A 14,347-nucleotide genomic window follows, 5' to 3' on the forward strand; every position below is an offset into this window, starting at 1 on the left:
GCGTGTTCTTTAATCTCAGGAGTGTAGGTTTGTCTTTTCATTGTCGTATTCTCTCAGAATGTTAAGTCTCCGACAATTTCGGGGCGGTTCACATAGTATGTCGCAGTCGTCATCTGCTAACTGGTGCCTCATGGCGTGTGCTAAGCGCGACTAAATCAATCAGGCATAAAAAAAGCCGCCTTATTACCAAGATGACTTATTAATATTTTAGGGGCTATCATCGCTTACACCAACATTAGTGTTTCGGCTGTATATGTATAGTAGACGAAAAGCTTTTATTTTTAACCACTACACCTTTGGGTGCTAGTGGCTCAAAGTCTTGATTAAATATCACCCCATCTTCTGCAGGGATAATATACTGAGCTATGTAATTAGTGCCTCTGTCATCTTGAATATCAGCAAACGAGGCATAGTATTTGTTGTATTTTCCGGCATCTACAAGTTTACTTTCAACTGGCTTTATAAATTTACCATGAATCAACTCAAGAGGATTAGTAGAACCGTGCTCGCGCGCTATAAACCAATATTTTTTATATGACTCTAAATTAAGGCTTGAAATATCTACCTCAGCCAAATCGATCCAGTTAGCGCATTGCTGCTCAAACATTTTCGAACGTAAATCCTCTCCTTCAAGCCAAGCAATAGCCATGTTTGTAGCACGCTTGATTAAATGATCTTCAATCATGGCATTACTACCGCCATCGCTAAAATCGATCATTTCTTTAGCAAACTCTAGTGAAAGCTTTTCAACATCCGCCCGATCAAATCTTTTTATCATTTATTTTTATTCCTAAGATTATTTATCGAAACACCCTAAATTTGGTTGGAATCCACCACGCTACGAAATATATCATCAACTGTTGTCAAGGGTCAAGCAGTAACAATCTTTTGAAAATATTAGTAATGTTCGGGCCTCAAAAATCATCTAAAGGTAGGTCTATGTTGGTTACTTTCTAGCATCACTATGAATAAATAGATTGTCCTTATTTAATATAAGAATCTTTTGAGTTGGTTTTAGTTTAATATTTTTCGTTGTATTATATTAGATAGTGAATTATATTCATACTTTTACAAAATATATTGGGAGCCAAAGCTTTTGATTTTCAAGCGCTTAGAACCTAAAAGTCCATTAAAAACACAAAAGCAACTCATCATCCCAAGAACACAAAAAAGCCTTTCAAGCTTTATATTTCATAGCTTGAAAGGCTTTTTCGATCGCATATTTTTATCTAGGTAAGAGGTTTGATATTGGGGTTTGCCTAAAGCCGCTCTTACTCTATGTTCAACATCGATTTCGCCACAGCTTCGGCCACTTTAATACCATCAATCCCTGCTGATAATATTCCACCTGCATAGCCCGCGCCTTCGCCTGCAGGGAATAAGCCTTTGGTATTAATGCTTTGGAATTCTTTATTGCGTTTAATACTGATTGGTGACGATGTTCTGGTTTCTACGCCAGTTAGTAGACCATCATCAGATGAAAATCCTTTGATTTTTTTATTAAACGCTGGAATGGCTTCACGTATGGCATCTACGGCAAAGTCTGGTAACGCTTTGCTTAAGTCGGTTAAGGTAATGCCTGGTGTGTAAGAGGGTTTTACATCGCCTAATTCTGAGTCTGGTTTTCCTTTTAAGAAATCGCCAATGGTTTGCGCTGGTGCACTGTAGTCTTTGCCGCCCAATTCAAACGCTAAGGTTTCTAGCTGTCTTTGTAAGTCAATACCAGCAAGAGGGTGATTTGGGTAATCTCGCTCTGGGTCAATGCCTACAACAATAGCACTGTTGGCGTTGCGCTCATTTCTTGAATATTGGCTCATGCCGTTAGTGACAACACGGCCTTCTTCTGATGCTGCGGCAACCACGGTTCCGCCTGGACACATACAGAAGCTATAGACAGAACGACCATTTTTACAATGATGAACCAATTTGTAATCCGCAGCGCCAAGTATTTCGTTTCCAGCATTGTCACCAAAGCGTGCTTTATCTATGGTTGACTGTTTATGTTCAATCCTAAAACCAATCGAGAAAGGCTTTGCTTCAACATATACGCCTTTATCATGGATCATCTCAAAAGTGTCTCGGGCGCTATGACCAACAGCAAGAACAACATGGTTAGTTTTTAAGGTTTCGCCAGTATTGAGTGTCACGCCAGTTACTTTTGAGTCAGTGATATGCAAGTCGTCTACGCGAGTCGCAAAACGGACTTCCCCACCAAGCGCTATGATCTCGGCACGCATTTTTTCTACCATAGTGACTAACTTATAAGTGCCTATGTGCGGTTTACTGACAAATAAAATCTCATCTGGTGCGCCAGCTTTTACAAATTCTGTCATGACTTTACGGCCGTAATGATTGGGATCTTTCACTTGGCTATATAGTTTACCGTCAGAAAAGGTACCCGCTCCGCCTTCACCGAATTGTACGTTAGATTCTGTGTTTAATTTGCGCTGACGCCAAAAGCCAAAGGTGTCTTTGGTGCGTTGTCTGACTTCATTACCGCGTTCAATAATAATAGGTTTAAAACCCATCTGGGCAAGAGTAAGCCCTGCTAATAAACCACAAGGTCCAAAACCAATAACAACAGGACGCTCAGTTAAATCCTTTGGCGCTTCGCCTACATATTTGTAGCTGGTGTCTGGTGTTGCTTTAACATGGTTGTCTGACTCAAATTGAACCAGTAAATCATTGGTCAAATCCGAGTCGGTAAGTGTAATGTCTAGCGTATAAATTAATTGGATATTTCTTTTATTACGAGCATCATAACCACGTTTAAATATCACAAATGACGCCATTTGCTCAGCAGAAATTTTAAGTTTTGTCGTTATAGCCGTCGTTAGATCTTCAGGTGCATGATTTAATGGCAATTTAATTTCAGTTAAACGTATCATTGGTTACTCATAAACTAGTGTAGAAAACATTCGCGCATTTTACTGGTACTGATGCAAATAAGCGAATAAATATTTTACTTACGCAGGGCAAATTTGCGTATTTGGTTTGTAGTTTGAAAATAACCCCTGCCATCCGAATCCTTGCAATCAAACTTGGGACATTTTAGTCATGCAACCTGACGATAATAATCAAACCACATCTATCTTGGCAATCTATAGACTAAACACTTTTGAATTCTCGTTTCACTGCGATCATAGCTCTTGTCTAACGTCGCTGCAAAGCAGTATTTTGCTATTCCACTTCTCATGATAATTAAGCTCACAACAGAACTCGTTATAAGGTATGGATAAGGAGTTTTAGCATGAGAAAGCGTACAGGTTGCAGAAGTGTCTACGTACCTATTATATTTGAGGAATTAAGTGCTAATTTAAACGTTTTTAGGTGATGTTGCTAATATTGAGTTTTATAAATAGTCCATATTCATCCATTGCTTGCTACCAGTAAGGCGAATGCTTTATTTCTTCAGCGAGAAAATCAATAAACTTTCTTTGTAGTGGTGTCACCTGCTTTCGATTGGCATAAACTATATAAACACCCAAAGTTTTGGGTTTCCATTCAGGCAATAACTCAATAAGTTGTCCAGATGCAATCAAATATTTGACTGCGCCAGATGGCTGCAAGCTGATCCCGTGTCCACGTAGCGTGGCAGAAAGCAAGACTTCAGAGATATTGGCGCTGATGTTGCCCGAAATAGGGACAGATTCTGGTCCATTTGGCCCATCAAACACCCATGCAGATCGTCCAAAATAAGCAAAAGATAGGCAGTTATGATGAATAAGAGACTGTACATCCTTAGGCTTTCCACGCTTTTTTAGATATTTAGGTGCAGCGCACACAATGGATTGACACTCCCCAATACGTCTAGCCACGACATTTGGTTCCAAATCATTGGTAATACGAATCGCCAAGTCAATACGAGCATCAATCAAGTTCACTGAATCATCAGTTGCAAGAATATCAATCGCTGTCTGCGGCCAGTGAGATACAAAGCGACCAACCACATCCATAAGAAGGCTATCAATCAGCGAAAGGCTAGCAGTAATCCGCAACTGACCTTTTAGCTCCAAAGTATTTTGATTGCGTATCTGATCCAATGAATCGGTCAATTCAAGTAACTGATACGCCACCTCAAGCGTCTGCTCACCAGGGGCAGTCAGGCTCAGACTTCTAGTCGTGCGATGTAATAAGCGTATATCCATCCAGCTCTCAAGCTCTGTCAGATAGCGCGTTACCTTAGCTCTAGACATGTCTAAATTGTCCGCCGCACGGCTCAAGCTACCTTGCTCGACGATAGTAACAAACACTTGTAACGCGGTCAGCCTATCCATTTATCCATCCTTATTTGCGCGAAAACTGAAACAGTAAACACTGGATTATAGCGTATTTAAACGAAATACAATCGAATAGAATAGCCACTAACAACGAATACCGCCATTAACGCGGTCTATTTACTCAAACGAAAATACAGGTGAATTATGAAAAAATTAATGACAGCTTCTATGGCGGCCAGTGTTCTACTGCTTGCAACCCAAGCAAACGCAGCCGACCTACAACTACAAGCATATAAACCTGATAAAAATGCTATTTTCCCAGTGACCTCTTTACTGGCAAGTGGTGAGAAAGATGCTATCTTGTTCGATGCACAGTTTAGTGTCAAAGATGGTGAAGCATTGGTTGATATGATCAAAAAAAGCAATAAAGACCTTAAAATGATCTATATCACGGCAGGCGATCCAGATTACTATTTCGGTCTTCAGCCTTTAGTCAAAGCTTTCCCTAACGTAAAGGTTATGTCTAGCCCTTCTATTGTTGAACACATTGAGGCGACTAAAGATGCAAAATTAAAGCATTGGGGTCCAATCCTTGGCAAACATGCGCCTACCAAGGTCACAGTACCGCAAACACTTGATCAGTCTACACTGACCTTAGAAGGCCATAAAATTGAAATTAAAGCGTTCGGAACCCCTCAAGCATACATGTGGGTACCGGAGTCAAAATCCGTTTTAGGCGGCGTGTCGGTAACATCAGGCATGCATGTGTGGACTGCTGATACCCAAACTAAAGAAGCTCGTAGCGCTTGGATACAATCGTTAGAACAAATGAAGCAATTAAAGCCGAATGTCGTGATACCAGGTCACTATTCAGGCAACCTACTCAAAAAAGACTACGCTGTTGATTTCACCCTCAATTATCTAAAAACTTTTGAGCAAGCACTCGACGAGGCAAAAAGACAAGATTCCAAGCAATCAGAAAAAGTGATTACCACCATGAAATCGGCTTATCCAGCGTTGCCCGGAGGAAGTGATTTAGAGTTGAGCAGTCAAGTCAATACAGGTGAGATAGAGTGGTAAATATAGGACAACTATTAAGTAAAAAATACTAACATCTAACTATGTCTATTAGTCAGATGTTAGTGTCAAGGTGCTGCCGTATGAATGCTTTTTCAAGAAGCATACGCCAGTACTTTTAATGATAAAAGAGAGCAACTTATGACAATACGATATCGTTGTGCTACGCCTGAAGACTTTTCAGCCATTGTCGACCTTTTTGTCGTCAATATGAATTTGAGTGTATTTACTAGCGCCACAGATAAGCGGGTTCTAAAGCAACTGGCTACCCTATTTCTAGCTAAAGACTATCATCATGCTACTTTTATAAAAGTTGCAGAATATGATGACATCATTTGTGGTGTGGTGATAGGGATCACTAAACAAGATCCACATAAAGCTTTGTCATTCGATGATAAGCCCATTATTGATCAGATAGAAAACAAGCTGAGTCTGTCTGAACAAGGACGACAAGTATTGAGAGACTTACAAGAAAAAGAGGCTGCTAGCACGAAACGAAAGACAGTCAATTTTGATAACGAATTACAATTCTTCTGTGTAGATCCAGACTATCGTCGCCACCGTATTGGTGCAACGTTGATTCAGGCATTTGAGACTTATCTCATCGCACAGAGCGTAACCACGTATGCATTACATACAGACACTTTATGCACTTATCAGTACTACAACAATAATGGCTATCAACGTGTTGATCAGTATCCCAACCACCTAAACCCGCAGATAATGCACTATACCTATATCAAAGCATTGCTTTAACAGTTCAACATCGACAGCATTAAAAAGGTTGCTAGCACTATATAAAATATAGAGTTAGCAACCTTTTTTTGTCATTTTAAGGCACGCCCTAGTTCTTGCATATGCTTAATTGACATTGTCCTGTAATACCATGTCAGCCCCTTTTTCTGCGACCATCATCACTGGAGCATTAATATTACCCGATGTTATATTAGGGAAAATAGAGGCATCAATGATGCGCAATCCCTCGACTCCATACACACGCAGGCGACTATCAACGACTGCTGTTTTTGGATCAGGACCCATCACACAGGTACCACAAGGATGATAAATGGAGCCAGCATTTTTTCTAAAAAATTGCAGCATACTATCTTCGTCCGTTACCTCTTCTGCAGGGCTAACTTCCTCTACAGTAATGGCTTTAAGAGCAGGTGCAGTCATTATTTTACGAATCAGTTTATTACCTTGAATGACTTCTCTAATATCTTTCTCAGTTGATAAGTAATTTGGCTTAATCAATGCGGGTTGTACTGGATCAGAAGAAGCTATTTCGATAGTCCCTTTGCTCGTTGGGCGACAAGGATTAAAAGCAAGCAGAAAACCTGAATAAGGTTCTGGTATTAAGCTGGCTTTTGGATCATTAGGTATCCGATACGACATTGGGTTAAAGTATAGTTGAATATTTGGTAGTGTCTCATTAGCATCGCCTTTGAAAAACCCTCCTGCTTGATTGACACTCATAGACAGTGGACCAGTCCGATTCAACATATATTTCAAGCCTGCATTTGCCTGACTAAATAAAGAGCCAAGTTCATCATTCAAAGTTTTCATATTAGCGCGGTAATAGTAACTAACACACAAATGATCCTGTAGATTCTGACCCACAGCAGGGGCATCATGAACGACCGGAATATTATGCTGAGTCAGTAATGCTTTATCTGCAATACCGGATAATTGTAATAGTTTTGGCGTGTCAATGGCACCTGCGGCTACAATAATTTCACGTTTAACTTTCACGATTTCACGCTTATTGTCTCGACAAATCGCTAAGCCATACGCTTTTTTTTGTTCATCAAATAATATTTTTTCTGCGACAGTATTGTGTAGAATTTTGAGATTCGTACGCTTCAGTGCCGGCTTAAGATACGCGGCATTACTAGAGTCGCGCTGACCATTACGAGCATTGATATCATAGATTCCAGCGCCTTCAAAATGCTCACCGTTGAAATCTTTATTAATTTTATAGCCGAGCTCTTCTGCGCCTTTTAAATAATGGCTACAAATAATATGAGCACCCTCTTTCATTGAGGTGATGGCTATTTTACCTTTAGACGAATGGTACTCAGTATCCCCTTCAGCATGTTGTTCCAGTTTTTTAAAATAAGGTAAAACATCTTTGTAAGACCAACCTTCATTACCTGCTGTAGCCCAGTCGTCAAAATCGGTGGGCTGACCACGCACATAGATCATAGCATTGATAGAACCTGAGCCCCCTTGCACTTTACCTCTTGGCGCATAAATTTTTCTATTATCTAAGGCCTCTTCTGGTTCACTGTAATACATATAATTATATTGTGGGTTGTAGTAGGTCTTACCGAAACCCAGAGGTATTTTTATCCAAGGACTATTGTCTTTACCTCCTGCCTCGAGAATTAACACCGAATACTGACCAGACTCACTCAATCGGTCTGCCAATATGCATCCTGCAGAGCCAGATCCGACGACTATAAAATCATACTCCATTTTTAAATCTCCGTTTTTCTATTCCAGCTGGTGCAAGATTGCTCTTTATAGTCGTATGGTTTTGAATCCATAGATAAATGAAGTTTTTTTCCTGTGTATGGAGAATGTGCTTTAACCACATCCATATTCAGTTCTATACCCAAACCAGGCTTATCAGATGGAATAATATACCCGTCTTTCCATTCGATTTTTTCCTGTAAAACTTCTGCGTGGAAGCCATCCCAAGTACCAATACTTTCTTGAATCAAAAAGTTTGGCGTTGCTGTTGCTAATTGGATACTAGCGGCAGCACCTACTGGTCCATTATACAAATGGGGTGCTATTTGAGCATAATAAGCTTCTGCCATAGCGGCTATTTTTTTGCCTTCAAGAATCCCTCCGACCCGTCCGAGATTCATTTGTAAAATAGACGCAGCTCCAGACTTCAGGACATCGTGAAATTCATACTTCGTTGTCAAACGTTCGCCAGTAGCGATGGGAATACTGGTTTTTCTAGCAACGCTTGCCATTGCTTCAGATTGTCCAGGAGGCACAGGCTCCTCGAACCATAGAGGATCAAAGGGCTCTAGTTTTTTGGCAAGTCTTATTGCAGAAGAAGGAACCATCTGTCCATGAGTGCCAAATAAAAGATCGCATTTATTACCCACCGCTTCTCTAATACGCTGGCAGAATGTCGCTGATTTATCTAACGCTTCTAGTGATATCTGATGTCCAGAGTAAGCGGTATAAGGCCCTGTAGGATCAAACTTGAGAGCAGTAAACCCCATTTCCATGTCCTTGATAGCGCATTCAACTGCCAGCTCTACGCTATCATAATCGTAATCACCCTCTTTATTCTTAGGATATAAATACGTATATGAACGTAACTTATCGTTTACTTTGCCACCGATGAGTTCATACACTGGTTTGTTTGCAGCTTTACCGATAATGTCCCAACAAGCCATTTCAAGACCACTGATGATACCCATCATTGTCAGATCAGGTCTTTGGGTAAAGCCACTAGAGTATGCCTCACGAAAAAACCGTTCTATATGATGGGGATCATATCCTTTCAGATAACGATCGAAAACATCTTCAATAGCATGCTTCATTACTGAGGGGTGAAACGTTGCTGCATAAACCTCCCCCACACCCTCTATTCCACAGGCCGTTTTTAAGGTTACGAAAATCCAGTACATACCACCGACATGTGGTGCTGGCGTAGCGACTATGTGTGTTTCACAAGATACAGCTTTCATGACAAGTCCTTTTGAGTAGCAATTATTTTTTGAATAGATGTGGCTTAGATTTAGTTACAAAGATTTTTTCTTAGCAGTCATTTTTTTCAGTTTCAATATGGCAACCGTACCAATTAATCCCATGCTTGCGATGTAGCCAAAATAGAGATTATAGACAGACATTCCTTCATAGCGATCAGCGATAAAACTGTAGATTTGCGGTAAGAATATATCTGGCGTATAAGCAATCAGCGAGATAATACCGATTGCAAGTCCTGTCACATGTAATGGGATATTGCAGTCATCAAGTATTGCCCAATACAAGCCTCGAATGGCATAGGTCAGTACCCCTATAAATAATACGACAGCCAGCAACAAGTAAATTGAGCTCAAGTTAGGGAATGCAATCATACTGATCAAACCAAGAGAAGCACCCATCAATGCTATTGCTAGAATATTTTCTTTGCCATATTTATCACCAAGAAACCCTGCACCAATGCCACCAATAGGGCGCATCCAAAGCTTAGCAACTGTGATAAAGCCTGCGGTAACTGCCGTTATTTCATAGCCTTCTTGCATAAATGCAGAAAAAGAATATGTTGCCCAAAAGAGTTGATAGCCACAAAAAATGACAACAGCGACCATCCATAATTCAGGAATAGAGAGTAGCGTTTTTAAGTCTATAAATAGATTACCACTACCACTTTTTTTGTCTTTAGGATCATCGACTAACTTGTCGGTACGCACAAACAAGAATGTCAGTATTGCAAGCCCAATACATACGAAAGAGTACATATAGATAATTTGTTTTAAGGCCACTGTATTGCTTTGCCCTTGAGACTCAACAACATAGGCAAATATGCTGATGGCAATAGTCGCAAGAACCGCTTCAACAAGGCCACGGCCTCCATCGAGAATACCAAAAAAACGGCCCTGTTCATCTGGGCGAGCCAGCATTTTTACACCTTTTAGCATAGAGGCCCAAAAAGTCAGACCTGCCCCAATACCCCAAGCTATGAAGATATAGGGTAATACTTCTTTGGAAGGTATGGAGGCGAACCATAATCCCAGCCCCCCTGTTAAAGCCATTGAGAAAGCAATTAATATACGGGGAGATATTTTATCTGCTAGCCAACCACTAGGAACATAGGAAAGGAAATAGACGATTCCTAACATCGAATAATAGTTGCCTAGGTCGATAGTGGTAATTTGAAAGGCTTCTAAAATTGAAGTTTCAAAGTTTTGGCGCAGGTAAAGCAAAGGGTAAATTGCGCCAGCTGCCAACAGCAATAGAGCAAATTGGAAGTAACGCTTGAGATTACTACTCTGGTTTGTAGATACAGGTTTAGATTGTGGAATGAGCGTATTCATGGTTTTTATTACCTCGCCAAAAACTTATGGCTGAATTGTGGCTGATAATAAATCAGTAGTTTAAAACTACGAGGCGTGTTTGGGTGTACTCTAGCATCCCGTGCTTTCCATCGTCACCGCCTAACCCAGAACGCTTCCAGCCTGCATGAAATCCTTGATAAGGATCAGCAGGTGTGCGGTTGATATATACTTCACCAGCTTCAATATTGTTAGCAATCTTCATTGCTGTACGATATTTTTCAGTATAAACAACAGAGGCTAGACCGAATTGGTGATCATTTGCAAGAGCAAGCGCTTCATCAGAATTACTGTATTTCAATACAGGTAAAACAGGCCCAAAGATTTCTTCTTGAACAATCTCCATATCTTGGCGGCAATTGGTTAAGAGTGTGGGTGGGTAAAAATGGCCTATACCTTCAGGAATATAACCACCCACTTCCAACGTTGCACCATCATCAATAGCGCGCTCTACCATTTGATGAATGTTTAAGCGAGCATTGTCATTAACCAATGGCCCCATGAAACTAGGATTTATAGAACGATCACCAAATTGTTGTTCACTCATGTGCTTGCGAAGTAACGCAACAAATTTCTCATAAATATCTTCATGAACATAAACGCGCTCAACCGCTGTACACAGCTGACCACAATTGGTCGTTTTGGAGGCAACAATTTCCATTGCTGCTTTTTCAAGGTCGGCATCTGGTTCAACGATAGCAGGCGTCTTCCCTCCAAGCTCCAAAGAAGACTTAGCAATGTTCACTTGTGAGTATTCAAGTACTTTACGTCCTGCACCCACACTACCTGTTAGTGTAATCATGCCAACTTTAGGGTGTGTGCATAAAATTTCTGCAGTAGCGTGATCCATGGTTAAGATATTGACAACCCCTTTCGGCAGACCTGCGTCTTGCACGGCTTTAGCAATAGCAAATGCTGAACAAGGTGTGTTGTTACTTGGACGCACGACAACCGTATTACCCGTTATCAATGCTGGAGCAATCTTACGCAGCAGAGTGTAGACAGGATAATTAAAAGGAATAAGACAGCTAACGACCCCTATTGGCTCTCTCTGTAATAACAGGTTTTCCGACGGTGTATCACTAGGAATGATTTCGCCTTCAATACGACGTGCCCATTCTGCATGGTAACGGGTGATATCAGATGCATACACTGCTTCATTGGTCGCATCTTCGAGGCTTTTACCTGATTCCTCAGCCAAAGCGCTTCCAATGAGATGCTTATGCTTTAGCAAGCTATCAGCTAATTTGTGTAAATGTGCTGCTCGTTCAACGCTTGTCAGTATTCGCCAAGCTTTTTGAGCCTCCGCTGCAATCGATACAGCATTGATTGCCTCTTCTGAGGTCGTTGAAGGAACGTGTGCAATGAGTTCTTCGTTGGTAGGGTTATAAACAGAAATAGTAGAAAGGTTTGCTGAGCTTACAAATTCATTGTTGATAAAGTTTTGTTCTATTCTCATGACTATGATCCTTTTGTCGTCAAAAACGTCCTAGTTGTTGTTAGAACCATCCTAGATTCACTCTAATTAATTGTCAATAATTTTTTCATATTTAAAATAATATTTCCATATATAGAATTTTATGTAATATATAGGGTTATACGCAAGCAATAACCTCATTTAAACAAAGAGGATATTTCAAAAGATAAGTACTGAATTTATAGAAGGCAGTCATAATCTGTTACACACTAATGTGGTGTAGTCAGGCATTGATGGAGGTGTTAAATAATGTAAAGTGGCTCATTTATTCGAGTGCAAAACGACCTACTTAATAGATCTAAGCATACGAATATTGGCTGATAGTGATAAAGGTATAGGTATAGGTATTAGAAAATGACCAACGATTTAGAATAAAAGATAGATATCTCGATTTAACATCTATAAGGGCTTAGCATCATATAGGCTAGGATGTCTCTACCTTCAATCAGATAGTTTTACTAGGATTTTTTCAATGCATATTGTTGTTTAGCTAAATATAAAGTTAGTTGCATCTATACTTATGTAAGACGAACACTCGTTAATAACAGAGTATATTTGTGGGAAAGAACGCTCAGGATCAGCTTGCATTCAATATAAATATACGCTTATTATGCCCTAGAAGAATCAGGCTTAGAAAAGACTGAGCAAAGAATATTTAGCAAAAAGCAATTTTACTAAGCTGTTTATGACGGCAAAGCACACTAATATTTTTTTATATATGAAAAAAGGTCGATAAAGACATGCAGAACAAAGAAAAATCTAAAGCACCAGCAGTAGATAGTACGATGATGATTTTGGATTTGTTGGCATCTGCAGCTTATCCTTTAACACTTTCCGAAATTTGTAAAGAAACCGGCATTGCCATTGCAAGTGGTCATCGCATACTTAATACGATGCTTGAGCATCAGATGGTAGCACCAGACCCAAGCCGCAATAAATCCTACTGCATTGGTTCAAAAATATTCCAAATTGCATCAACTATCTATAACAAACAGAATATTATTCCTTTTTTTTATCCTATTGCTGAAATTTTAAAGAATGAAATCCATAAATCAATTTGTCTCTGTGTTCCTATTGGTAATAAAATAGTCGTTGTTTCCAAAGTTGAGTCGTCACTCAGTGGTTCTTTCAATATTTACGTGGGTCAGACAATGCCATTACACCTCTCAGCATCAGGTAAAACGATTTTGGCAATGCGATCACTTGAATTTCAGGCAAGTTATTTCCAAGCAGAGCTGAAGTTGAATCCCTCTCTTCAAGACAGTATGGAACAAATACAGGAAGATTTAGAACGGACTAGAAGATTAGGGTATGCCGTCACTCATGATGAGGTTGGCAGTCAAGTCAGCAGTATCGCCACGCCTATTCTCAACCTACGTAATGAGGCCGTCGCAGCGATTAGTGCCGGAATTGTCGGTAAAACATTGAATCCACAAGATGCGCGTAACTACTCAAAAAACATGGTTCAGGCAGCGAGACAACTATCAGCTAGGATTGTCTGACTTATAGTATCCACTATTAAAGTGAGCATAATTAATCAGGACTGATTTGCCTGAGCCACTCTGTAAAGCGGATAACCTTAGCAAGCCCTTGACGTTCAGCCTTAATATCAAGCCAGTAACCATAAGGGCCGCTCACTTCAACCTGACTAAAAGGTACCAACGTACCCATTTTGAGCTCATGACTGATCATTCTTTTGTCTACAATAGCAAAGCCGGCACCATTAATAGCAGCATTACTGACCTGATCTAATGTGCTAAATTCCATTCCTCCATTCACATCGACCTCTCCTGTCAAACCTGCTGCTTGTAGCCAGTTTTCCCATACTGGTAGCCGCTGTCCTTCGTGAAGTATGTGTAATAAATTGCCGTTTAGTTGCTTAGCTTGCTCTAGTAAATTAGGTGCACATACGGCCACGTGTTGCTCTAGCATAATCAATTCACTATAGTGATTGGGCCGAGCAGTACGTCCAAAACGTATATGACAGTCAAAAATATTATGTTCACTGTCATTATTATGGATAGATAACTGTAATTCAGGAGAATGAATATGGAAATCAGCAAGCTTTGGTGCGAGCCAGCGAGTCGCAAATGTTGGCGGGAATAATAGCGTGAGTTTTTGACGTTGATTAGGATCCCTAAGCTCTTGAACGGCCGTTTCCATCAGATTAAAAGACTGCTCAAGCTTGCTCAATAGCTGTTGACCGGCTGCTGTTAGCTCCAATCGATGATGACGACGCACGAACAGAGGAACGCCCAGATAGTCCTCTAAGTGTTTAATTTGTCTGCTTACGGCGCTTTGAGTGACATTCAGCTGACTGGCGGCCTTAGTAAAGCTCAGGCATTTTCCTGCTGTTTCAAAAACACGTAACGATGTCAGTGCGGGCAATGAACGCATAAAGTGACCTTAAGCAAAGCTATATTGAGAGTTTGATTATGTAGCATCATAAGCAATTCGTAGTTTTTGGCTTATTATATTCCACTATGAAA

General features: G+C 40.3%; 11 protein-coding genes. 3 read left to right on the forward strand and 8 right to left on the reverse strand.

What is annotated here, in order from left to right:
- Positions 1–235: 235 nt before the first annotated feature.
- From IE130_RS04340 to IE130_RS04350, 3 genes are all read right to left on the reverse strand, one after another.
- Complete coding sequence (locus IE130_RS04340; RefSeq protein ID WP_189582153.1) at positions 236–778, reverse strand: hypothetical protein; 543 nt, start codon at positions 776–778, stop codon at positions 236–238.
- Between the two features lie 493 nt (positions 779–1,271).
- The gene (locus IE130_RS04345; RefSeq protein ID WP_189582156.1) at positions 1,272–2,888 is read right to left on the reverse strand and encodes an NAD(P)/FAD-dependent oxidoreductase; all 1,617 of its coding nucleotides are present in this window, start codon (positions 2,886–2,888) and stop codon (positions 1,272–1,274) included.
- 495 nt (positions 2,889–3,383) lie between these two features.
- Positions 3,384–4,277 (reverse strand): LysR family transcriptional regulator, encoded by an 894-nt coding sequence (locus IE130_RS04350; protein WP_189582158.1) that lies wholly within the window; start codon positions 4,275–4,277, stop codon positions 3,384–3,386.
- A gap of 147 nt (positions 4,278–4,424) precedes the next feature.
- On the opposite strand from IE130_RS04350, the gene IE130_RS04355 reads away from it, so the two are divergent.
- Positions 4,425–5,300, forward strand: a complete 876-nt coding sequence (locus tag IE130_RS04355) for an MBL fold metallo-hydrolase (RefSeq protein ID WP_189582161.1) — start codon at positions 4,425–4,427, stop codon at positions 5,298–5,300.
- 138 nt (positions 5,301–5,438) lie between these two features.
- Complete coding sequence (locus IE130_RS04360) at positions 5,439–6,053, forward strand: GNAT family N-acetyltransferase (RefSeq protein WP_189582164.1); 615 nt, start codon at positions 5,439–5,441, stop codon at positions 6,051–6,053.
- 105 nt (positions 6,054–6,158) lie between these two features.
- Here the strand turns inward: IE130_RS04360 and IE130_RS04365 are convergent, their stop codons facing one another.
- From IE130_RS04365 to aldA, 4 genes are read right to left on the reverse strand one after another with little or no spacing between them, the layout of a single operon-like run.
- Positions 6,159–7,775, reverse strand: a complete 1,617-nt coding sequence (locus IE130_RS04365; RefSeq protein ID WP_189582167.1) for a GMC family oxidoreductase — start codon at positions 7,773–7,775, stop codon at positions 6,159–6,161.
- A 2-nt stretch (positions 7,776–7,777) separates the two neighbouring features.
- Positions 7,778–9,013, reverse strand: a complete 1,236-nt coding sequence (locus IE130_RS04370; protein ID WP_189582170.1) for a mandelate racemase/muconate lactonizing enzyme family protein — start codon at positions 9,011–9,013, stop codon at positions 7,778–7,780.
- Positions 9,014–9,067: 54 nt separating this feature from the next.
- Positions 9,068–10,363 (reverse strand): MFS transporter, encoded by a 1,296-nt coding sequence (locus IE130_RS04375; RefSeq protein ID WP_189582173.1) that lies wholly within the window; start codon positions 10,361–10,363, stop codon positions 9,068–9,070.
- A 52-nt stretch (positions 10,364–10,415) separates the two neighbouring features.
- On the reverse strand, positions 10,416–11,840 hold the full coding sequence (gene aldA / locus IE130_RS04380) for an aldehyde dehydrogenase (protein ID WP_189582176.1): 1,425 nt from the start codon (positions 11,838–11,840) through the stop codon (positions 10,416–10,418).
- Between the two features lie 758 nt (positions 11,841–12,598).
- Between aldA and IE130_RS04385 the strand changes: the two genes are divergently transcribed.
- Entirely contained in the window at positions 12,599–13,360 is a 762-nt protein-coding gene (locus IE130_RS04385; protein ID WP_057760139.1) for an IclR family transcriptional regulator, read from the forward strand.
- Positions 13,361–13,391: 31 nt separating this feature from the next.
- Here the strand turns inward: IE130_RS04385 and IE130_RS04390 are convergent, their stop codons facing one another.
- Complete coding sequence (locus IE130_RS04390; protein WP_189582180.1) at positions 13,392–14,255, reverse strand: LysR family transcriptional regulator; 864 nt, start codon at positions 14,253–14,255, stop codon at positions 13,392–13,394.
- Between the last annotated feature and the right edge of the window lie 92 nt (positions 14,256–14,347).

The sequence above is a fragment of the Psychrobacter glaciei genome, from assembly GCF_014652895.1.
In the GTDB taxonomy this organism is placed as follows: Bacteria; Pseudomonadota; Gammaproteobacteria; order Pseudomonadales; family Moraxellaceae; genus Psychrobacter; species Psychrobacter glaciei.